The sequence below is a fragment of the Ruegeria sp. CH11 genome, assembly GCF_056537105.1.
This window is the reverse complement of sequence record NZ_JBQFQX010000004.1, coordinates 216,833-238,535: the sequence shown is the minus strand read 5'-3', so window position 1 is coordinate 238,535 and position 21,703 is coordinate 216,833. Positions and strand designations below refer to the sequence as shown.

At 58.6% G+C, this 21,703-nt stretch carries 16 protein-coding genes; 7 read left to right on the top strand and 9 right to left on the bottom strand.

Features of this window, described 5'->3' with window-relative positions; genetic code table 11:
- From ACR0LX_RS08990 to ACR0LX_RS08960, 7 genes are all read right to left on the bottom strand, one after another.
- Positions 1-375 (bottom strand): DUF2237 family protein, encoded by a 375-nt coding sequence (locus ACR0LX_RS08990; RefSeq protein WP_480571827.1) that lies wholly within the window; start codon positions 373-375, stop codon positions 1-3.
- 9 nt (positions 376-384) lie between these two features.
- A complete protein-coding gene (locus ACR0LX_RS08985) occupies positions 385-1,548 on the bottom strand; it encodes a serine hydrolase domain-containing protein (protein ID WP_480783399.1) in 1,164 nt (387 codons plus the stop codon).
- 83 nt (positions 1,549-1,631) lie between these two features.
- Positions 1,632-2,315 carry an aminoacyl-tRNA hydrolase gene (pth, locus tag ACR0LX_RS08980; RefSeq protein WP_480783398.1) on the bottom strand — a complete coding sequence of 228 codons (684 nt, stop codon included), beginning with the start codon at positions 2,313-2,315 and terminating at the stop codon, positions 1,632-1,634.
- Between the two features lie 138 nt (positions 2,316-2,453).
- Positions 2,454-3,116 (bottom strand): 50S ribosomal protein L25/general stress protein Ctc, encoded by a 663-nt coding sequence (locus tag ACR0LX_RS08975; protein WP_480783397.1) that lies wholly within the window; start codon positions 3,114-3,116, stop codon positions 2,454-2,456.
- Positions 3,117-3,351: 235 nt separating this feature from the next.
- Positions 3,352-4,518, bottom strand: a complete 1,167-nt coding sequence (locus ACR0LX_RS08970; protein ID WP_480783396.1) for an alpha-hydroxy acid oxidase — start codon at positions 4,516-4,518, stop codon at positions 3,352-3,354.
- 122 nt (positions 4,519-4,640) lie between these two features.
- A complete protein-coding gene (gene trpA, locus ACR0LX_RS08965) occupies positions 4,641-5,432 on the bottom strand; it encodes a tryptophan synthase subunit alpha (RefSeq protein ID WP_480783395.1) in 792 nt (263 codons plus the stop codon).
- 79 nt (positions 5,433-5,511) lie between these two features.
- Positions 5,512-5,997: an acyloxyacyl hydrolase gene (locus tag ACR0LX_RS08960; RefSeq protein WP_480783394.1), complete on the bottom strand. Its 486-nt coding sequence runs from the start codon at positions 5,995-5,997 to the stop codon at positions 5,512-5,514.
- A gap of 200 nt (positions 5,998-6,197) precedes the next feature.
- Here ACR0LX_RS08960 and ychF point away from each other — a divergent pair, with 200 nt between their 5' ends.
- From ychF to ACR0LX_RS08925, 7 genes are all read left to right on the top strand, one after another.
- Positions 6,198-7,295, top strand: a complete 1,098-nt coding sequence (ychF, locus tag ACR0LX_RS08955; protein WP_480783393.1) for a redox-regulated ATPase YchF — start codon at positions 6,198-6,200, stop codon at positions 7,293-7,295.
- 127 nt (positions 7,296-7,422) lie between these two features.
- Positions 7,423-7,911: a hypothetical protein gene (locus tag ACR0LX_RS08950; protein ID WP_480783392.1), complete on the top strand. Its 489-nt coding sequence runs from the start codon at positions 7,423-7,425 to the stop codon at positions 7,909-7,911.
- Positions 7,912-8,054: 143 nt separating this feature from the next.
- Positions 8,055-8,936 carry a LysR family transcriptional regulator gene (locus ACR0LX_RS08945; RefSeq protein ID WP_480571855.1) on the top strand — a complete coding sequence of 294 codons (882 nt, stop codon included), beginning with the start codon at positions 8,055-8,057 and terminating at the stop codon, positions 8,934-8,936.
- An 85-nt stretch (positions 8,937-9,021) separates the two neighbouring features.
- Positions 9,022-10,725 (top strand): NAD(P)H-dependent oxidoreductase subunit E, encoded by a 1,704-nt coding sequence (locus ACR0LX_RS08940; RefSeq protein ID WP_480783391.1) that lies wholly within the window; start codon positions 9,022-9,024, stop codon positions 10,723-10,725.
- Positions 10,726-10,739: 14 nt separating this feature from the next.
- Positions 10,740-13,523, top strand: coding sequence for a formate dehydrogenase subunit alpha (fdhF, locus tag ACR0LX_RS08935; protein ID WP_480783390.1), 2,784 nt, complete (start codon positions 10,740-10,742; stop codon positions 13,521-13,523).
- A gap of 557 nt (positions 13,524-14,080) precedes the next feature.
- The gene (locus ACR0LX_RS08930; protein ID WP_480783389.1) at positions 14,081-15,043 is read left to right on the top strand and encodes a porin; all 963 of its coding nucleotides are present in this window, start codon (positions 14,081-14,083) and stop codon (positions 15,041-15,043) included.
- A gap of 111 nt (positions 15,044-15,154) precedes the next feature.
- A complete protein-coding gene (locus ACR0LX_RS08925; protein WP_480783388.1) occupies positions 15,155-15,667 on the top strand; it encodes a thioesterase family protein in 513 nt (170 codons plus the stop codon).
- Positions 15,668-15,681: 14 nt separating this feature from the next.
- On the opposite strand, the gene ACR0LX_RS08920 is transcribed toward ACR0LX_RS08925, so the two are convergent.
- Together ACR0LX_RS08920 and ACR0LX_RS08915 are read right to left on the bottom strand one after the other, a co-directional pair.
- Positions 15,682-19,770 (bottom strand): translocation/assembly module TamB domain-containing protein, encoded by a 4,089-nt coding sequence (locus ACR0LX_RS08920; protein ID WP_480783387.1) that lies wholly within the window; start codon positions 19,768-19,770, stop codon positions 15,682-15,684.
- Positions 19,770-21,575: an autotransporter assembly complex protein TamA gene (locus ACR0LX_RS08915; protein ID WP_480783386.1), complete on the bottom strand. Its 1,806-nt coding sequence runs from the start codon at positions 21,573-21,575 to the stop codon at positions 19,770-19,772. Before ACR0LX_RS08915 ends, ACR0LX_RS08920 begins: the two co-directional genes overlap by 1 nt.
- Positions 21,576-21,703 lie beyond the last annotated feature (128 nt).

Below are 21,703 nucleotides of genomic sequence, written 5' to 3'. Positions count from 1 at the left end.
TCAGGTATCGGCTTCATTCATCTTCAGGACGTCCAGCGTCACAATCTCCAGCGCCCGCTGATGCGTTGCTTCAAGATGAACCTTCGGCGCGCATCCTTCGTCGTGGGCCTGCAGAAACCGCGCGGCGCACAGACACCAGCTGTCGCCGGGTTTCAGGCCCGGAAAGTCAAACTCGGGGCGCGGCGTGCTGAGGTCATTGCCCACATATTTGGAATAGGCCAGAAACTCTGCCGTCATCACAGCGCAGACCGTATGGCTGCCCTGATCCTCGGGGCAGGTGTTACACGCACCGTCACGGAAAAACCCGGTTAGCGGCTTGCGAGAGCAGGGGGCTAGGACGCCGCCCAACACGTTGATGCTGTCTTGCTTTTGCATGTGGGCATACTACAGGCTTTGCGCGATCTTGCGGAACATTTCTATGTTTGCGTCGTTTACGCCCGGCTCGCGAAACTGGCGGTCGGCCGCGGTAGACACGATCAGAACACCGCGCGGCTGGTCGAAATAGATGTATTGCCCGTAGACGCCACGCGCCAGGAACTCGCCCTCATGCGCGTTCTTGGGAATCCACCATTGGTAACCATACCCCATTTTGCCGGTTTCGGTCGGCGCACTGGGCCAGGTCGATTCTGCGATCCAGTTGGCAGGCACGATCTGTTCGCCGTCCCGCACACCATTCTGCAGGATCATCTGCCCAAACCGTGCAAAATCGCGTGTCGTGAAGTTCAGCCCGGCCAGAACAAAGGCAACGCCTGCGCCATCGGTCAGATAATACCCATCGCGTTCCAACCCCAGCGGCTTGATGATACGTTCGTCCATCAGTTCCGGTACGCTGCGCCCAGTTGCGCCCCGGATCACCATACCGATCACATGTGTGTCGATGGACACGTATTGCCAGACCTCGCCGGGGGTCGCAAAGCTGCCTGCCAGCGAAGCGGCAAAGTCGTCCAGCTCTCCGCCCAAGGCAATTACGCGCCCCATGCGATTGATGTCCGAGTTGTAGTCAAAATAATCCTCATCAAAGGTGACGCCGCTGGCCATGTTCAGGACATTGCGGATCGTGGTGCCATCATAGGCACTGCCCGCGAGTTTTGGTGCGTACTTGATAACCGGATCATCCAGCGAGCCTATCGCGCCTTCGGTCAGCAGGATGCCGAACAGGGCCGACAGATAGCTTTTGGCAACCGACCACGAAATCCGCCGATCCTCGGGCGCGGTTCCCAGATAATATTCTTCGAACCGAATTTGCCCATTCTGCATCACCAGCAGAGACGTGACAGTGCGTTCCTCGATCCACTGATCCGTCCCCTCGGGCAGGTCAAAGCCTTGACCATATGGCAGTTCCCATGTCGGGCCATTACCGCGCGGCAGATCGACCGTCAGAAATGCGTCATCCATATGCGAGAAATTGTGAACGATCTTGTCTTCGGAAAACAGAGAGTTAACAGCCAACAGGCGCTGAATTTCTTCCCGTTTCCAAAATCCGACGACAAGCGCAGCCAAAATCAGGGTCAGCAGGATGCGCAGCATCCACCTGAATAGGGTTCTCATGCGTTTCCTCCCTTACGCACGTTTCATAGGACCGGGGCCAGACTCATATCGCAATCCGGAACGTTGCGGCACGGACGATTTCACTACCGGAATTTGTCCAACAATTTTTGCATAGGCGAACGATCGTCCGGGGCGGGTTCAGCGGGTTCTATTGGTTGCGGTTCGGCGGCAGGCATTGCCGGGGTCTTGGATGACCGTGCCGGGGCGGTACGCAGGGCGACGGCGTTCATGAACTTGCCGCCTTCATCGTCAGCCAGAAACGCTGCCCCATCCGAGACACCACGCAGCACATCCTCAAGCCAATCGGCGTCCGCCTTGGCGAAATCGCTCAGAACATAAGGAGAGACCATCTCTTTCCGACCCGGGTGTCCGATACCCAGCCGAACCCGGTCATAGGCCGGGCTGATATGCTCGTGGATCGAGCGCAGCCCATTGTGGCCGGCGTGGCCTCCGCCCGCTTTGACGCGCACCTTGCCTGGGGCAAGGTCAAGCTCATCATGGAAAACGGTGACGTCGGTCGAGTCCAGTTTGTAAAACCGCATCGCTTCACCCACGGACTGACCTGACCGGTTCATAAAGGTCTGCGGCTTCACCAACAGGACCTTTTCACGCCCCAGACGACCTTCGGAAATTTCGGCCTGAAACTTGGATTTCCAAGGGCCAAAGCCGTGATCTGCGGCAATGCGGTCCAATGCCATGAAACCGATATTGTGCCGGTTGCGGGCATATTTTGATCCGGGATTTCCCAATCCGACAAACAGCTTCATTGCGGCGCCCTTTGAATTTCACACAGACAGTGCCTTTGGTTGATGGCACGAATTGGCCTCGGGTTTCCACCCCGTGCCGACCAAAAGAAAACGGGCCTCCGAAGGAAGCCCGTTTCAAATTCCGAGAAAGGCCCGGACTTATTCTTCTGCGGCGTCTTCCTTGCCGACGACTTCAACTTCGTCTGCGGCGACCTCTTCTTCGTCACCTTCTTCATCGTCGCTGGTCGACAATCCGGTCGGTGCCGAAACGTTGGCGATAACGAAGTCACGGTCGATGGTCGGCTTGGTGCCTGCGGGCAGATCAACCGAGGAAATGGTGACAACGTCGTTGATTTCCATTCCGGTCAGATCAACGGTGATCTTTTCGGGAATGTCGCCGGCGGTGCACATCAATTCAACTTCGGGGCGGACAACAGTCAGAACGCCTCCCTTCTTGATGCCGGGTGCTTCATCTTCGTTGATGAACTCAACGGGGATGTACAGCGCGATCTTGGTGGTCCGGCGCAGGCGCATCAGGTCCAGGTGGGTCGGCAGGTCTTTGACAACGTCACGCTGAACGTCGCGGCAGATGACGCGGACGTCTTCGTGGCCTTCAACCTTCAGATTCCACAGGGTCGACTTGAACCGACCTGCTTTCAGGCTTTTGAACAGAACGTTGAACGGGATCTGAATCGGCAGCGGGTCTTTGTCACCACCAAATACAATGCCCGGAACCATGCCGTCGCGGCGTGCCTGACGAGCGGCGCCCTTGCCTGTCCCCGTCCGTTCCAGAGCTACGAGATCAGGAATCTCTCCAGCCATGATAATTCTCCAATGTTAGGGCGGGCATCCTCCAAGGCTGTATGCCCGCGTGAAGCCGCGTCCTTATCTCGATTCATAGGGTTTGGAAAGAGGTATTTTGCGAGGCTCTGCCTCGCGCTCCGAGGTATTTTTGAACAGAAGAAGAATGCTCCGCTTCCCTCGCTTCTTCTGTTTGAAAATACCTCGGGGGAGTCGCAGCTTGCTGCGGCGGGGGCAGAGCCCCCTCAATCGTCCGTCAGCCCTGCCAACGCCCGCCGAAATCTTCGGGGACCAACAGATTATGACGACCCAGATCGCCAACTTTGCGCTCACCGCACAGCGCCATGGTGGTGTCGAGTTCCCTTTGAATAACCTCCAGCGCGGTTGTCACGCCCCTCTGACCCATGGCACCTAGCCCGTAGATGAAAGCGCGGCCAATGAAAGTACCCTTGGCGCCCAGGGCGAGCGCCTTCAGGACGTCCTGGCCAGAACGAATGCCGCTGTCCAGATGCACTTCTAGATCTCCACCAACCGCATCCATGATTTCGGGTAGCACGCGAATTGAGCTCAGCGCGCCATCCAGTTGTCGTCCGCCATGGTTCGATACGATGATGGCATCGGCCCCCAGTTTTGCGGCCATTCTGGCGTCATCAGCGTCGAGGATGCCTTTGAGGATGACTTTGCCACCCCATTGCGCCATCAATTTCTCGACCTTGTTCCAATCCAGGCTGGGGTCAAACTGTTCTGCGGTCCAGGTGCCCAGTGACTGCGTGTCAGTGATCGTGTCGACATGGCCCACGATATTGCCGAATTCGCGGCGTTTGGCCCCCAGCATCTCGATGCCCCAGGCCCATTTCGTCATCAGGTTGGCAATCGTCTTAGGCGTCAGCTTCGGAGGCGCGGAGAGGCCGTTCTTCAGATCCTTGTGGCGCTGACCCAGGATTTGCAGATCAAGCGTGATGACAAGCGCCGAGCATTCTGCATCTTTTGCGCGCTGGATCAGGCGCGCAACGTAATCCTCGTCCTTCATTGTGTAGAGTTGAAACCAGAAGGGTTTGTGGGTCGCTTCGGCGACATCTTCGATCGAGTTGATCGACATGGTCGACAGCGTGAAGGGAACGCCAAAGGCCTCGGCAGCCTTGGCCGCTTTGATCTCGCCATCCGCATGCTGCATCCCGGTCAGCCCGACCGGAGCTAACGCAACTGGCATGGCGACGTCTTCGCCGATCATCTGTGATGCGGTCGAGCGCCCCGACATGTCCACGGCAACCCGCTGGCGCAGGCGGATATCCTCAAAGTCCGACGTGTTCTCGCGAAAGGTCTGTTCGGTCCAACTGCCGCTTTCCGTGTAGTCGAAGAACATGCGTGGCACGCGGCGTTCGTAGATCCGCTTGAGGTCTTCGATATTGGTAATGACGGGCATGGCAGGGACCTGTGAGGTATCGGATTGTTTTTCCTACCAATAGCGATAAGGCGGCGCAACGTCTGCTGCGCCTCACCTTTGATGCCAGCAACCCGCAATATGCGTGAAGTCCAATGTTTTGATCAGGCGTTATGAGCGCCGTCGGCCAGAGATTTCACAAAGTCCAGAACCTCGGGCACAGGTTTTCCGGCGCCAATCTGGCTGACGATGGCAGACCCCACCACGGCCCCGTCCGCTACGCTTGCAATGGCGCGCGATTTTTCTGGCGTGTTGATGCCGAATCCGACGATGACGGGCAGGTCAGTCGCGGCTTTGATCCGAGCGACTTCGGGGCCAACATCGGTGGCCTGCGCTTCGGCAGCGCCAGTGATGCCGGTGATCGAGACGTAGTAGACAAAGCCGGATGTGTTCTGCAGCACGCGCGGCAGCCGGGTGTCGTCGGTCGTAGGCGTTGCCAGACGGATGAAATTCAGACCCGCCGCCTGCGCGGGCAGGCACAGCTCGGCATCTTCCTCCGGGGGCAGGTCGACGACAATCAAACCATCAATTCCGGCGTCTTGGGCGTCGGCCAGGAACGCATCAACTCCCCGGCTGTAGATCGGGTTATAGTACCCCATCAATACAATCGGCGTGGTGTCGTCGCTCTCGCGAAATGCGCGCGCCAGATCCAGGGTCCGTTGCAAGGTCATTCCGCCATCCAGTGCCCGTTGTCCGGCGGCCTGTATGGTGGGGCCGTCAGCCATTGGATCGGTGAACGGCAGGCCAAGTTCGATCACGTCGACACCCGCGCCGGGCAACCCTCGCACCAATTCCAGCGAGGTTTCATAATCAGGATCCCCCGCCATGACATAGGCAACAAATGCCTTTTTGCCCTGATCCTTGAGCTCAGCGAATTTGGCGTCGATACGGGTCATTTTGGATCCTTGCATACAGGTTTCGACCCGATGTGCAGAAACTTTGGCCGAAAATCAATCCCGGTTCGGCTATGCAGCGTCAGAATGCAAAATGGTATCTCAGCAAAGCCGAGTTTACGCCGGGGTTGAAATTCTCGGTGCTGGCATTTGATTTGTGGGTGATCGCCAGCGACAAGCTGTTTCCATTATCAAAGGTATATCCCAGTCCCAACAGGCTTCTTATTTGGAATTCGCCGCCAAGATCGTTCAGCGCATCTCCATCAGAAAAATACCCTGGCATTACACTGCCTTCGACAAACCAGCGTTCGGAAAAGGAATAGACACCGACCAGCCCAATGCCGATATGCAGATCGGCGGCGGCGTCCACTGTAATCGCGCCACCCCATCCCGCCGAAAAGCGCGTAGCTTGGTGAAATGGGCGGTGATGGTATTCAAGAGAGACGACTGCCTCATCACTGGCCAACGGGTCGGAAAAATCTGAAAAGCCGGCCCCTAAGATCAAAGACTGCGCGTGTACAACCGGGGTGGTTAAACACAGCGCGGTGGCGATGTAGAGAAGTTTCATAACTGACGTTCACTATTAAATTGTTTCTACACGTTAATTTTTGAATCTAATTTTGACCTTTCAATGAGCGCAAGCGCACAATTGCGTGACAATTCGTGTGTGTTGCCAATTGGTCCAAATTGGGACAATCGGCGCGGTGCCTTGCGCATTCCGTCGGACCTGCATAGAAGCAGCGCGCAAATGGCATGCAGGAGGCCGTGATGGGCTTTAAGATGGGAATTGTGGGTCTGCCGAATGTGGGCAAGTCGACCCTCTTTAACGCGCTGACCAAAACCGCTGCTGCGCAAGCGGCGAATTTCCCGTTCTGTACCATCGAACCCAATGTGGGCGATGTGGCCGTGCCTGACGACCGGCTGGACAAATTGGCTGCGATTGCCAGTTCGAAACAGATCATCCCGACGCGGATGACCTTTGTGGATATCGCAGGTCTGGTGAAAGGGGCCTCGAAAGGCGAGGGGTTGGGCAACCAGTTTCTGGCCAATATCCGCGAGACTGACGCGATTGCACATGTGCTGCGCTGTTTTGAGGACGGCGATGTGACCCATGTGGATGGTCGCGTCGATCCGGTGGCCGACGCCGACACCATCGAGACCGAGTTGATGCTGGCCGATCTGGAAAGCATCGAAAAACGTCGCGCCAACTTGGTGCGCAAGCTGAAAGGCAACGACAAAGAGGCGCAGCAACAGGAGCGTTTGCTGGCCGAGGCGCAGGCCATGCTGGAAAACGGTAAGCCCGCGCGTCTGGTCGAAGTATCCGATGAGGACGCCAAGGCGTGGAAGATGCTGCAATTGCTGACCACCAAGCCGGTGCTGTACGTCTGCAACGTGTCCGAGGAAGAGGCCGCCGAGGGCAATGAGTACTCGACCCGCGTGGCCGAAATGGCCGCGGCGCAAGGCAATTCCCACGTCATCATCAGCGCCAAGATCGAGGAAGAGATCAGCCTGCTGGAAGCGGACGAGGCGCAGATGTTCCTTGAGGAAATGGGTCTGGAAGAACCGGGCCTCGACCGCCTGATCCGCGCCGGTTACGACCTGCTGAAACTGGAAACCTATTTCACCGTTGGCCCCAAAGAGGCCCGCGCCTGGACCATCCGCACCGGCACCGCCGCCCCGCAGGCCGCTGGGGTGATCCACGGCGATTTCGAAAAAGGCTTCATCCGCGCCGAGACCATCGCCTATGACGACTATATCGCCGCCAACGGCGAGCAGGGCGCGAAAGAGGCGGGCAAGATGCGGGCCGAGGGCAAGGGGTACATCGTCAAGGACGGCGATGTGATGCACTTTTTGTTTAATACGTGATAGGCCAGTGTGGCCTCATACGGTCGGTAGCGATACCGTTGTGATATAGGCGAACACGGGTGCTCTCTGGACTTGCTGGGAAAAGCTTTCTGAAATTTGGGAGCACGACAGGTGCTATCATCCTTCGATGAGTGATATTTTCAAAAGCGCCATTTTTCTGGCTTTCTCGGTCAGCACAAATGCTCTGGCCTGCACGCCGGATCCAGATTTCGCTTATGATGACATTTCCTCGCAGAACATTTTGTTGGCGACAGCCAGTCTCAAGCTGTTTGAGATCGAAAATTCCGAATCTGGGTCGTGTTGGAATGCTAGCTACGCGGATGCTCAGTACCTATTTGGGACTGGCCCAGAGCATTTCTTTGTCCAGACGTGCTTCGAAACGGAGTTTCCAGAGGATGAAGTGGGCGCAGACCCCGAAGCTCTTAGTGTTTTTGGATTTGAAACTGGTGCCAATGTTGTTTTGGGATTGGTGCTTGAGCCGGATGATCCGACAACACTGAGATATTCCATTCCGACTTGCTGGGGTTACTTCCATCTAAATCTGGACGAGTTTTCTGAACAAGAGCGGAACGAATTTTTGCAGGAACTCAAAGAGCAAGTCGAGGACGCCAATTGAAGGAAATAGCTTTGTCCTTATAGTTCTTTCGCCTGCTTGGGCTGAGTATCATCTAAGCGAGTTGTCCGACGCGAACTCAAGCACACTTTTCTCGCGATCAAATCTCACTAATCTGGGGCTCGGCCTGATGTGGGGTACTATAAATGATCGAAATCCGCGACCTCCAACTGCTCAGCGCCTTGGCGCGGCATCGGCATTTTGCCAAGGCGGCTGAGGAGTGTGGGATATCGCAGCCTGCATTTTCCATGCGTATCCGCAATCTCGAAGACCGGCTGGGTGTTTCAATCGTGCGCCGCGCGAACCGGTTTCAGGGGCTGACCGAAGAGGGCGAGATGATCGTCCAGCGCGCGCGGCGCATACTTGATGACACCAAGGCGCTGGAACAGCAGGTGTTGGCCTCGAAAGGTGAGATCACGGGGACGCTGATCCTCGGTGTGATTCCCACCGCTATCGCCTTTACCGGCCGATTGACCAAGCGGCTGCGCGATGCGCATCCTCGCATTGTCACCCGGATTGAGACGATGTCTGCAACCGCGATCCAGCACCGTCTGGACGAAGGCAGTCTGGATGCAGGCATCACCTATGGCGACAGCATCGGGACTGATCTGCGGCAGGTTCAGCCATTGTACGAAGAGACCTATGTGCTGTTGATCCCGGCCCATATGACTGCGGAAAATGGCCCGATTCCATGGGCGCGGGTCGCTGATTTTCCGATCAGCCTGCTGGAACCACAGATGCAGAACCGCCGTATTCTGGACCGTATCTTTGCCGAACAGGGCCTGCACCCGCAGGTGGTGGCGGAAACAAGCGGGTTTACCGCCTCGATGGTCATGGCGCGCGAAGGGTTGGCGGCAACGGTTGTTCCCCGCGTTCTGGTGCGGGCGCTGGGCGATCTGAAGGGCACCAGGGTGCTGCCTCTGGTCGATCCTGTTGTCAGCAAACCGATTTGCCTGGCGACGCTATCACGTGATCCTGAACTGCCCACGGTCGAGGCCCTGCGCGCGGTGGTGACGTCTTTGCGGTGATAAACTGTCGTTATCGTGCGATTGCGATATGCGATTTGACGATATGCTATTCTGATGAGACACGGAGCCTCAATCGGAGGGCATCATGGCACCATTAGATACCAAGCCATCAGGCGCACCCAAGGGCGTCTGGAAGTCAGGTAAAGGCAAGGGGCGGCATACGCCCAAGGGCCGTCAGTTCACGGATGAGGCGCAGGCGGAAATTGCACGTCTGCTGGGCGACCGCCCGCGCCGCCGCGATTTGCTGATCGAATTCCTGCACCTGATTCAGGACGAACACGGCCATATCAGCGCCGACCACATCGCCGCCTTGGCGGTTGAGATGCGGGTCGGTCAGGCCGAGATCTACGAGACTGCCACATTCTACGCCCATTTCGACGTGGTCAAAGAGGGCGAGACACCGCCGCCTGCGTTAACGATCCGTGTCTGTGATTCCCTGTCCTGCGAAATGGCTGGTGCCCAACAGCTGCAACAAGCGCTTGAGGACGGTCTGGACCCGTCCGAGGTCCGCGTTGTTCGTGCGCCCTGTATGGGTCGCTGCGACACGGCTCCGGTGCTTGAGATCGGTCACAACCACATCGATCACGCGACCCCCGAAAAGGTGCAGGCCGCGATTGCTGCGGGTGATACGCACGCGCATCTGCCTGACTATGAAGCCTTTGCTGCGTATGAAGCCAACGGCGGCTACGCCAAGCTGGCAGAGTTGCGCGACAGCGGCGATTGGGAGAAAGTGCAGGAAGACGTCCTGTCCTCGGGCCTGCGCGGTCTGGGCGGCGCTGGCTTCCCGTCCGGCAAGAAATGGGGATTCGTTCGCATGAACGAAGGCCCGCGTTATCTGGCCGTGAACGGGGACGAGGGCGAACCGGGCACGTTCAAGGACCGTTACTATCTGGAGCGCACGCCGCATGTCTTCCTCGAAGGGATGTTGATCGCCGCATGGGCCGTCGAGGCGGAAACCTGCTTCATCTACATGCGCGACGAATATCCGGCGGTGCTGGAAATTCTACGGCGCGAGATTGCCGCGCTGGAACAGGCCGGGATCGTTGAACCTGGATATATCGACCTGCGCCGGGGTGCCGGTGCCTATATCTGCGGTGAAGAATCCGCGATGATCGAGTCGATTGAGGGCAAAAAGGGCCTGCCGCGTCACCGTCCTCCGTTTGTGGCGCAGGTTGGGGTCTTTAACCGCCCGACCTTGGTGCATAATGTCGAGACGCTGTATTGGGTCACTAAGGTGTGCCGCGAGGGACCGGAGTGCCTCAACAGCACCGAAAAGAACGGGCGTAAGGGCCTGCGCAGCTATTCGGTCTCGGGCCGTGTGGCAAAGCCGGGTGTGTACCTGCTGCCTGCGGGCTCGACCATTCTGGATGTGATCGACGCTGCCGGGGGCATGGCCGAGGGCCAGACCTTCAAGGCGTATCAGCCGGGTGGTCCATCCTCGGGTCTGCTGCCCGCGTCGATGGATGATATCCCGCTGGATTTTGACACGCTGCAACCGCATGGCACCTTCATCGGCTCTGCCGCCGTGGTGGTTCTGTCCGATCAGGACACGGCCCGCGACGCGGCGCTGAACATGCTGCGGTTCTTCGAGGATGAAAGTTGCGGTCAGTGTACACCCTGCCGCGCTGGTTGCGAAAAGGCGGTCAAGCTGATGCAGGCTGACAAATGGGATCAGGACCTGCTGGAAGACCTGTGCCAGGTCATGGGCGACGCCTCGATCTGCGGTCTGGGGCAGGCAGCTCCGAACCCGATCCGTCTGGTCATGAAACATTTCGCTGACGAAATCTGAGGGGAGACAGAGCCATGCTTGATGCAAGCCCAAACAAGACCGTCACCTTCAACCTGAACGGCGAAGATGTCACCGTGCCCGAAGGCTGGACCATCTGGGAAGCCGCCAAGGGTCAGGGTTTCACCATCCCGCACCTGTGCCACAAACCGCAGCCGGGTTATCGCCCGGACGGCAACTGCCGTGCCTGTATGGTTGAGGTGGAAGGTGAGCGCACGCTGGTCGCCTCGTGCATTCGTCCGGTGGCCGAGGGGATGGTGGTCAAGACCGACAGCGACCGGGCCGAGAAATCGCGCGCCATGGTCATGGAATTGCTGGTCGCGGATCAGCCGGATGAGGCGCACGACACATCCAGTCATTTCTGGGATATGGCCAAGCTGAACGATGTCAGCGACAGCCGCTTTCCGGCGAAAGAGGCCGAGAAAATCCCGCTGCTGGATGACAGCCACGTTGCGATGCGCGTCAATTTGGACGCCTGCATAAATTGCAACCTCTGCGTTCGGGCCTGCCGCGAAGTGCAGGTGAATGATGTGATCGGCATGGCCGGTCGCGGTCACACCTCGCAGGTTGTGTTTGACCAGAACGACCCGATGGGCACATCGACCTGTGTGGCTTGCGGTGAATGTGTTCAGGCCTGCCCAACCGGCGCGCTGATGCCCGCGACTGTGCTGGACGACCAACAGCGCGGCGACAGCAAGGATTACGATAGCGAAACCGAAAGCGTCTGCCCGTTCTGTGGCGTGGGCTGTAAGGTCTCGCTGAAGGTCAAGGACGGCAAGGTCAAGTATGTCGAGGGCATAAACGGCCCCGCCAACGAAGGCCGCCTGTGTGTAAAGGGCCGGTTCGGGTTCGACTACATCCACCACCCACATCGCCTGACCAAGCCGCTGATCCGGCGCGAAGATGCGCCTGAAAAGGGGCTGAACGTCGATCCGGGCAATCTTTCGACCCACTTCCGCGAAGCAACGTGGGAAGAGGCGATGGATCTGGCCGCCACCAAGCTGAAAGCCCTGCGCGACGAAGACCCGCGCTCGGTTGCAGGCTTTGGTTCGGCCAAATGCACCAATGAAGAAGCCTATCTGTTCCAGAAGTTCATCCGTCAGGGCTTCAAGCACAACAATGTCGACCACTGCACGCGCCTGTGCCACGCGTCGTCGGTTGCGGCTCTGATCGAGAACGTCGGCTCGGGTGCCGTGACCGCGACCTTTAATGAGGTCGAGAACTCAGACGTCGTAATCATCATCGGCGCCAACCCGATCGAGAACCACCCGGTTGCGGCGACCTACTTCAAGCAGTTCACCAAGCGTGGCGGCAAGCTGATCGTGATGGACCCGCGTGGTGTCGGTATGCGCAAGTTCGCTGATGAAATGCTGCAGTTCCGTCCGGGCGCTGACGTGTCGATGCTCAACGCGATCATGAACGTGATCGTCGAGGAAGAGCTGTACGACAGCCAATACATCCACCGCTGGACCGAGAACTGGGAGGCCGAGAAAGAGCATCTGCGCCAGTTCACGCCCGAAGCGATGGCCCCGATCTGTGGCATCGAACCGGATCAGTTGCGCCGCGTCGCGCGCACCTTTGCGCAGGCCAAGGCCGGTCTGATCTTCTGGGGTATGGGCGTCAGCCAGCATATCCACGGCACGGACAATTCGCGCTGCCTGATCAGCCTCGCGCTGATGACTGGCAATGTTGGTAAACCCGGCGCGGGTCTGCACCCGCTGCGCGGTCAGAACAACGTTCAGGGGGCCTCGGATGCGGGCCTGATCCCAATGTTCCTGCCGGATTATCAATCGGTTACCGATGACGGTATCCGCGCCAAGTTCAACAACGTCTGGAACTCGGACGATTTCTCGAACGAGAAGGGTCTGACCGTCACTGAGATCATCGATCAGGCATATGCGGGCAACATCAAGGGCATGTACATTCAGGGTGAAAACCCGGCCATGTCCGACCCCGATGTGAACCACGCGCGCGAGGCGCTGGCCAAGCTGGATCTGATGATCGTGCAGGATATCTTCCTGACCGAGACGGCGAACTATGCCGACATCATCCTGCCCGCCTCGGCGCTGTATGAAAAGAACGGCACCGTGTCGAACACCAACCGTCAGGTACAGCGGGTGCGCCCTGCAGTGACCCCTCCGGGTGAGGCGCGCGAGGATTGGAAGATCACGGTCGAATTGGCACAGCGGATCGGTCTGAACTGGGATTACACTGATGTGTCTCAGGTATTCGACGAGATGAAGCTGACGATGAACTCGCTCGACAATATCACCTGGGATCGGCTGAAGACCGAAACCATCACCTATCCGTCGCTGTCCGAGACCGATCCGGGGCAGGCGATTGTGTTTGGCGATGGCTTCCCGCGCGCCGAAGGGCGGGCGAAATTCACTCCGGCAAGCGTCATCCCGCCGGATGAGGCCCCGGATGATGAGTACCCGATGATCGCAACCACCGGACGTCAATTGGAGCATTGGCACACCGGATCAATGACCCGCCGGTCAAACGTTCTGGATGCGGTGGAACCGGAAGCGAACTGTTCGATGAACCCGCGCACGCTGAAACTGATGGGCATTGAGCCCGGTGAGATGATTCGTCTGACCACGCGCCGCGGTTCTATCGAGATCATGGTGCGCGCCGACCGGGCGATTGCCGAGGATATGGTGTTCATCCCGTTTGCCTATGTTGAGGCGGCGGCGAACATTCTGACCAACTCGGCGATCGATCCGTATGGCAAAATCCCCGAGTTCAAGTTCTCGGCGATTCGCGTCGAAAAGATCGAGGACGCCATCGCGGCGGAATAGCGGGGTCTAAGACCGGTACGCTAAGGGGCGGTTCTGAACAGGGCCGCCCCTTTTTGTTGCAATGGTGGCCATTCCTGAGGTTTCTGCCTTTGGCTGCGCGGAAAATACCGGCTTTGGCCCTAAGGTCTGCGCGAACATCGCGACCCCTTGGTATCAGATCGATACGTTTCAAGGGCCGGCACTGCACAAAATAAATTGAACTCGAAAACTGTGGCTTATCGGTCTTTTGGGCGCTCCGTTCGGGTGATAACGACAACTCTCGGGAACCGAGTGAATCACCGAGGTCTTTGGTGTCTTTTCGCGCAATCAGGTTCGAGAATTTATATTAAAAAATAGCGCTTTAAGTCGATTTTTGATCAACGATTCACGCCCACAGAACACGTCGGACCGCCTTTCCGGAATGCTGGGAAACAGACAAAACCTGTTCTTTGGGCACCTCAGAAAATTGCCCGGCCTTCAGGAAATGAACCGGGGCGTCTTGAGGGTCCTCGGGATTTGCCGGAATAGACAGCGAGCCAGAATTTCCAGCTCACTCAATCACATTTACGGACAACGACATGAAACATGTTCTCTTCGCAACTACTGCGCTGATTGCGACTGCAAGCGTCGCCGCAGCGGAAGTAAGACTTGGTGGTTTCGCCCGGTTTGGTATCGGCTATCAGGAAGATCGTTCGACTGACGCGAACGTCGATGACACCATTCTGGTTTCGCGCTTTCGTCTGAACATCGACGGAGACGCAGAAACCAACGGTGGCGTCAAATTCTCGGCGCGTGTGCGGCTTCAGGCCGACGAAGACAGCAGCACAGGCGAAGCCGGTCGCGCAGGACTCAACGGCGCGCGCTTCTCGGTGATCTATGGTGGACTGCGTGTTGACGCGGGCAACGTCTCGGGCGCCTTCGACAACTCGGATCTCTACTTCGGCACCGAGCCGGGACTTGAGGAGTTCTTGGGCCAGTATTCGGGCGTAGATTACGAGTTTCTCGAATACAGCTCGACCGGAACTGGCGCTAACGCATTGTTCTTCCAATATGCGGTTGGTGATTTTGCCTTCGGTGCCTCTTATGACAGCGATGCCGTTGACGGGGCGGACCGTTGGGATGTCAGCGCGACTTACGGGTTCGAAAACTACTCGGCTACACTGATCTATGGTCAGACAAAAGGCGTTGGTGGTGCCAGCGATCAGGACCTGATCGTTTTGGCCCTGGGTGCCGAATTCGGCAATTTCAACGGCACCGTGTTCGTCGGACGTGACGGTGACACGCCAGACAACGATTTTGGCGAAGAAACTGACGGCACCGCCTATGGTTTGTCGCTGGCCTATAACATCGGAGCTGCGACCACGCTGACCGCGTCTTATGGTGACGGTTCGGCAGAAGGCGATACGCAGCAATACGGTGTTGGCATGATCTACGATCTGGGTGGCGGTGCATCGCTGCGCGGCGCTGTCGGACACGAGAAAGTGGGTCGTGCAGGTGACGGGCAAATCCTGGCCGACTTTGGTGTTCGCTTCAACTTCTGACGCGAATTGACGCAATTGAAGGGCCGGTCTTTGGACCGGCCCTTTTTCGGTGTTCTGGACAAGCTTCGCATTTATTGCCTTGATGGGCTGCACGTACGGAGAACAGTCCAAATGACGCACCAATCGCCTACGGGTTATGACGGCCCATATCCCGCCCCTGTCGAAATCATGGGGTTTACCGTTGATACGACCTGGATCGACTACAACGGCCATATGAATGTCGGCTACTACGGCGTGGCTTTCGACAATGCGTTGGAAATCCTAATGGTCGATCACCTCGGGCTGGGCGAGGGGCAGGTTCAGGCCTATGGGCACGGGCCGTATATCATTCAATCCCACCTACACTTCCTGCGCGAGATTGTGGCCGACACACCGTTTTCCTTTCGGTTTCGGATGTTGGACGCTGATCACAAGCGTGGTCACTACTTTGCTCAGATGATCTCGGATCAGGATGGACAGGTCTGCGCAACGCAGGAAGCGCTGTTCATGAATGTCAGTCACGAGACGGGCCGGTCAGTGCCCTATCCGGATTGGGCCGCTGCGCGCCTGTCGCAGATGGTTGCCGATCACAAAGTGCTGGAAACAGAGGCCCAGATCGGTCGGCCCATCGGCATTCGCCGCTAAGCGGTCCCGCGGGCTCAGTAGTCCCGTTCGAAAAAGATACCCAGACCGGTTTCGCCACGCCCGTCCACGGTCCCGCGGACGGTAAAGCTGTCGGTGACATCCAAGTTCAGGTTCACCTCGGTATCGCCTTCGGTGTTTACGGTGAAATCGGTGTAGAGGTTGTCGCTGAGATAGGCACCGGCCCCCAGCCGCCCGGCCCCTCCGGACGTTGCGCCGACATCAATCGTATCGACCCCGGTGGCCTCGCGTACACCTTTGGTTGCGTCCCCTCCGGCACCGCTGAGCTGCGCTAGCGACGCTGCCATCTGCGCGATTACAAAGGGCGAAAGCTCTGAGAACCGGTTGCCAAACAGCAACATTGCCAACGCCTCTTCGGTGGGGCGTTCGGGGTCCGAGAATACGTCGACCTGCGGCGAATCCAGCGGTCCGGCGATTTCAATCGTGGCGGTTCCGTCCGAGGTGCTGCTGGAGGATTCGAACTCGATATACGGCGTCAGGTCGCCTTGCAGGGTCACCAGACCCTTGGTCAACGCCAACCGGCGACCAAGGATGTCGATGTGGCCCCGGATCAACTCAATCTGACCGGAGGGCACCACGGAAGACGTGGTGCCGCCGATCTGGATGCGCCCGCCAAGTTCGGCATTGACGCCGCGCCCGCGGACAAAAACGGCTTTGGGGGCCAATAGGTTGATATCCAGCGCGATGCGCGACGCGCCCTTGCTGGCCTCTTCCTTGACCACCAGCTGCGCGCGCTCGCGGGTGACATAGCTGGCCGAACTTTCATTGATATGTTCGATCGGTGGAATGGGGGCTGCGCCAACAGCCCCGGCAGCGGCGGCGAGGTTGATATTCGTCTCGCCGAAATTGATCTGCCCCGCGATCGAACTGTTGCCCGCCAATGCACCGTTCACGGCGATCTGGCCGTTTAGCGTGGTTTCGTAGAGAAGATCATCGGTCAGAACCAGATTGTTGATCGACGTGACGATATTGGCGTCAAAGGGAGGCGTCAGGCCAACCGGGCCGTTGATGGTAAATCCACCACCCGCGCGAACGCCGCCCTGCATCGCAATCGTCGCGCGGCTTTGGGCTAGGGTCACCGTCCCGCCGATGCCAGTGATGGTCTGGCCGACAGATGGCAGCGCCATGGCTGTCCCCGAAGTCGTGATCGTCCCGCTCAGCGCATCCAGTGACGGCGCCCCTTTCAGTGCCAGATCAAAGTTGGCAGTTCCTTCGATCGTGTTTGGGGTGATAAACCTGTTGGCAATGCCGATATTGACGCCGCCTTTCATGGTCAGATCCGCGGTACCGGCGGATTCATCGAAGGTACCCTCAACTGTGCTGTTGATCTGGGCCGGTCCTTCGGCTTTGGCGCTGATCGTCCAGACACCCGCGTCGCGACGTGCGGTGCCATTGGCTGCGATGGTGCCAGGAAATTCGGGCGCGAAACGCTCGATCTTGTTCAGACGCGCCTCGAACTTCAGATCGGCGGCGCCTTCGGTGGTCACTGTACCCGTCAGATTGGCATAAGAACTGTCGGGGCCTTGCAGGCTGACGTCGCCCTCGAGCCCTGAGCCTGTCGGGGCAACGTTTCCGTCCAGTTTCAGCGGCCCGCTGAGGGTCTGAGAGAGCCGCCCGAGATCGTCCAGCGCGGCCGAAAAATCCAAGCCCCCTTGCGTACGGTCCAACTTGCCCGAAGCACTGGCTGTCAGCGCAGTTCCGTTCAGGCGGAAGGTGCGGATGTTCAACCCTTGTTCGTCATTCACCGCGTCCACGTTCAGAGTGGTACGACCTGCGATCAGATCATCGACAGTAGCAATGCCGGTCGAGATATCATTGGCGGTGACGTTGCCCTGAACGTCAAATGTCCGATCTGTCTGCTGGCCGCTGCCTTTGACGTCCGCCCGAACGGACCCAGCCAGATCGCGCTTCGCGATGCCCGAGAATAAGGACAGGTCTGGCGCGTTCAGCTTCACCTGTCCGTCAACTGCAATGTCGCCAGTCGGGTCGTCGATGGTGGCTGCAACCTCGGCTGTCAGGGCAGAACCGTTGACGGTGGCTTTGCGGATCACGATCTGGTCGCCGGTGCGCGCGCCGTCGAACTCAATCGCGGTTCGTCCGGTCAACAGCGGGTCAAACTCGGCCATACCTGTCTGGATGTTATCTCCGATCACGCTGGCGGTTCCGTCGAATTCCAAGGTCTGGACTGTTCCGCTGCCATCCACCTGCGCCTGCAGGGAACCGCTTAGCTCGCGTTTGGCGAGGCCGGAAAAGACCGACAAGTCGTTTGCGTTGATGCTGGCTTGCCCGTCGATGGTCAGGTTCCCGTCAGGTGTGGTCACCACGCCATTGGCCTGAGCGTCAAAAGCCGCCGAGGAAATCGTAAAGTCTCGGATCGTGATCCCATCCGTGGCCCGTTTGGCATCCAGTGTGATGTCGGTTTCACCCTCGATCACCGGGTCGATGTCGTCGCGCCCGGTCACAAGGTCCCGTCCACTGACTGTGACCTTGCCGTCAAAGCTGCGTTCCAGAGATGACCCGGTCCCCTCAACCCGGATCGAGGCTTCGCCGCCAAGGTCCAGCTTGGCCACTTCGGAAAATCGCGACAGATCATCGGCTGACAGTTCTGCCGATCCATCGATCTGCAAGCCGGTCGCAAGGCCGCTGATGATCGCATCAGCCTCAAGCGCATAGTCGCTGCCGACAATCTCGAACCCCGACAGTTTCACCGTCTGGTCGCTGCCATAATCGAACTGTCCGTCCAGTGTCACGCGGTCACCAACCGCGGCATTCAGCCCGGGGTCGGACAGGCCGATCCCGTCCAGCGCGGCCTGAACATCGCCATCGATGGTCAGCCCGCCGCTTTGGTCCAGCGTCCCTTGTCCCGATACTTGCGCTCGTTCCAGATTGATCTGAGCGGCCTTAATATCGTTGGCCGTTAAGCTCAGGTCCCAAAGATTGCCGTTCTTCACATCATACAGGGCTGACAGTTGAGCCGCGCCAATCGCGGTGTCCCCTCCGCTGATCGGCAGGACAACCTGATCCCCTTCGGGCGGGGTGATGCGACCTTGTACAGCAACCAGTTCCAGGGCGCCGCCCGCCGCAAGGCTAAGCTGGCTTTCCAGCGTCAGTGCCTGAGCGGTGATCTCGATATCGGAAATATCCAGTGCGCCGTCGGAATAGGTGCGCCCGTCAACAAACAGTTTCGTATCTGTTCCAAAGAACGTGTCCATCTCGTCGGCCAGAAACGGCGTCAGATCGCCCCCCAGATCGGCAGAAAAGGCGATGCCCTCATCGGCGCTTGCGGCTGCTGTCGGGGCCGCACGCAAGCGGACCTGCCCGGTCACGCGCAGCTGATCATAGCTGCTTAGCCCGATATCGGCGGTGAAATCGGTGACTGGCCCGGACCCTTTGGCTGTCAGCCCGATCGGGGGGCTGTCGGGGATCTTCAGCGCGGTCGAAATCAGCCCGCCGGATGCCTCGGCCACGGTCAGGTCCAGGGTGATTTCTCGGCTGGAATTCTGGAAACCGGCGGTCAGGTTCACCGAATCCCCCGCCCGGTCCAGCCGGTCGATGTTCAAGGTGGTATCCAGCGTCCCATCTGCCAACGAGAGGTTGCCATCGACCGTCAGGTCAGCGGCGACGCCGATCAGCGGCTCGCCCAGCGAAAGATCATCTATGCGCAACTCTCCGATCTCGATCGACACCGGCAGTTCGGGCAATTGAAAGGGTTGAGTTTCGGCGGAAGGCGGCGGGGCTTCTTTGGTTGTTGTTCCAGGCGCTCGGGCGATGTCGATCTCTTGCGCGACCAACGCGTTGACCGAGAAGCGTCCGCGCAGCAGGGCCAGCCGGTTCCAGTCCAGCTCGGCCCCCTTGATGGTCAGCCAGACACCTTCGTCGTCGGCGACCGTGATCTCTTGTATCGTGGCGCGCGAACTCAGCGCGCCTTCCAACCCGACAACACGCACGTTCTGATCGTCGCCCGACAGCGTGTCCTGAAGGAAGCGTTCGATCATGCTGCCGCCGCCGTCGTCCTGCGCGGCAACCGGCATCGGCGCGGCGATGACAACCGAACCAAGCAGCAGCGGATATGCAGCACGACGCATCAAAAGGCTTGTCCGATCCCTAAATAAAACTGAAGCCCGTCGCCGGTGTCACCCTGAACCGGAACAGCAAGGTCAAATCGCAGCGGGCCAAAGCCCCCAAGATCATACCGGACCCCAATCCCCGCGCCAGAGTGGACTTCTGCGTTTGTGCTGACAAACGCAGAACCATCGACCGCGCCATAATCGTAGAACCCGACCAGCGAGATTGTTTCGGTCACCTTGCCGCGTACCTCGCCGGAAAATCCAAGGAAGGATCTGCCGCCTGCGACCTCGTCGCCAACAGGAATGCCGAGGCTTTCATAGGGCTGGCCGCGTACGGTTCCGGCACCACCGGAAAAGAACAAGAAGTCAGGTGTCACGTTGGACGCAGACGGGCCCAAGACCGAACCCAGTTGTACGCGACCGGCCAATACCAGACGGCCGCCGGTTCCAAGGCTGGTATAGGCGCGTCCGTCCAGAAACATTCGCACGCCCGAGTCGGTTCCCGAAAAGCCTGCAAATGGCATCACTTGCGAATCCAGATAGAACCCGCGCGTGGCGCTGACTTTGCTGTCTCGCTGGTCCCATTCCGACCGGAAAGGCAGGATGAAATAACGAAACTTGCGCCCATCTCCGTATGCATCGTCGGCGTCGGACCACTGAAAACCAGCTGATGCCTCGGCATATAACCTGTCGGAAAAGGTACGGCGCGCACCATAGGCCAGCGACGCGATGGTTACGTTATAGTTTTCTGTGTTGCGGCGCTCCAGCAGGGCGCTCCAGAATGTGTTGTCATCGGGACCCAGCCGGTCGGGTTGATCCAGCCGCAGACCGATCCTGCCATCCAGATCTTCCGCCCCACCGATATTGCGCAAGGCAAGTTCAAAGCGCAGCCTCTCGGCGCGTCGGAACACATTGCGATGTGTCCAAGTGGCCGTCAGGTCCACCCCGTCGCGCGAGGCGATCTCGGCCCCAAAGGTGATCCGGCGCGGCGGCAGGTCTTCGAAAGTCGCGTCAAAGTCCAGAGTGCCATCCGGATTGGGGGTCTCGCGTTCCTTGATCGACACCGTCGCAAAGGTTCCGGTGCGCCGCAGGCGTGTGCCGACTTTTTGGACCTCTTCCGGAGAATAGACCTGACCGGTTGGGAACCCTGCGATCTTTTCAATCGAGCGGCGACGCACCTTTGTGTCGCCATCGATGAACATCTTGCCGAATGTCAGACGGGGACCGGGTGCAAGATCGATCTGGGAATCCAGTCTCTTCTGGGTGTGTCGGGCAATGACCTTTTGATCCTCGACATCGGCCTTGGCGTGACCGGCATTCCTCCAGCCCTGCACACCGGCCGAGGCCGCTTGTTGGATCGCGCCGGTCGTGGCGCGTTTGCCGGTCGCATATTCGGGGGGCAGTTCGGTATTGGGCGACAGGGGCTGCACGATGGCGGTGCCAAATGTATATATCGGTCCGGGATTGACCAGAATGACGGCCCGCTTGAACTGTGGCGGTGCTTCGAGCGAGTTGATGTCGGCGGCTTCCTGACCGTCCAGCTTGATGCTGACGACCGGGGCGAAATAGCCCTCGTCATACATGATCTGCACGATGGTGCGGTAATCGGATAGCGCAGCGGACAGGATTTCCAGCGAAGTATCCAGCCCGCGTGAATCTGCTGTAAAGACGGAAGAGGTTTCTTCCAGCCGCTCGACCAATTCCTTTGGTGCGCCGGGTGCGGACAGGCTGATTTCAAGGGCGGTTGCAAGCGTCGGGGACAGGGTAGCCAGTGCAGCGAAAATCCAGCCTCTCAGAACGCGCTGCGGTCTGCCCCTTGTCATCATATGTCTCAACTGCCCCAAGCTGAAATCGTTATTGCCGCGAAATACCCATCGGTGCGGCCGGTTAAGTTCAACTTAGAGCATCTGTTTGGCTTCAGGGGAAGGATTAATCACGCGGCACTGGTATT

Bases quoted from the DNA above. Each gene is read 5' to 3' on its own strand.
- ACR0LX_RS08990 (WP_480571827.1), bottom strand. From the start codon at position 375: ATGCAAAAGCAAGACAGCATCAACGTGTTGGGCGGCGTCCTAGCCCCC.
- ACR0LX_RS08985 (WP_480783399.1), bottom strand. From the start codon at position 1,548: ATGAGAACCCTATTCAGGTGGATGCTGCGCATCCTGCTGACCCTGATT.
- pth (WP_480783398.1), bottom strand. From the start codon at position 2,315: ATGAAGCTGTTTGTCGGATTGGGAAATCCCGGATCAAAATATGCCCGC.
- ACR0LX_RS08975 (WP_480783397.1), bottom strand. From the start codon at position 3,116: ATGGCTGGAGAGATTCCTGATCTCGTAGCTCTGGAACGGACGGGGACA.
- ACR0LX_RS08970 (WP_480783396.1), bottom strand. From the start codon at position 4,518: ATGCCCGTCATTACCAATATCGAAGACCTCAAGCGGATCTACGAACGC.
- trpA (WP_480783395.1), bottom strand. From the start codon at position 5,432: ATGACCCGTATCGACGCCAAATTCGCTGAGCTCAAGGATCAGGGCAAA.
- ACR0LX_RS08960 (WP_480783394.1), bottom strand. From the start codon at position 5,997: ATGAAACTTCTCTACATCGCCACCGCGCTGTGTTTAACCACCCCGGTT.
- ychF (WP_480783393.1), top strand. From the start codon at position 6,198: ATGGGCTTTAAGATGGGAATTGTGGGTCTGCCGAATGTGGGCAAGTCG.
- ACR0LX_RS08950 (WP_480783392.1), top strand. From the start codon at position 7,423: ATGAGTGATATTTTCAAAAGCGCCATTTTTCTGGCTTTCTCGGTCAGC.
- ACR0LX_RS08945 (WP_480571855.1), top strand. From the start codon at position 8,055: ATGATCGAAATCCGCGACCTCCAACTGCTCAGCGCCTTGGCGCGGCAT.
- ACR0LX_RS08940 (WP_480783391.1), top strand. From the start codon at position 9,022: ATGGCACCATTAGATACCAAGCCATCAGGCGCACCCAAGGGCGTCTGG.
- fdhF (WP_480783390.1), top strand. From the start codon at position 10,740: ATGCTTGATGCAAGCCCAAACAAGACCGTCACCTTCAACCTGAACGGC.
- ACR0LX_RS08930 (WP_480783389.1), top strand. From the start codon at position 14,081: ATGAAACATGTTCTCTTCGCAACTACTGCGCTGATTGCGACTGCAAGC.
- ACR0LX_RS08925 (WP_480783388.1), top strand. From the start codon at position 15,155: ATGACGCACCAATCGCCTACGGGTTATGACGGCCCATATCCCGCCCCT.
- ACR0LX_RS08920 (WP_480783387.1), bottom strand. From the start codon at position 19,770: ATGCGTCGTGCTGCATATCCGCTGCTGCTTGGTTCGGTTGTCATCGCC.
- ACR0LX_RS08915 (WP_480783386.1), bottom strand. From the start codon at position 21,575: ATGACAAGGGGCAGACCGCAGCGCGTTCTGAGAGGCTGGATTTTCGCT.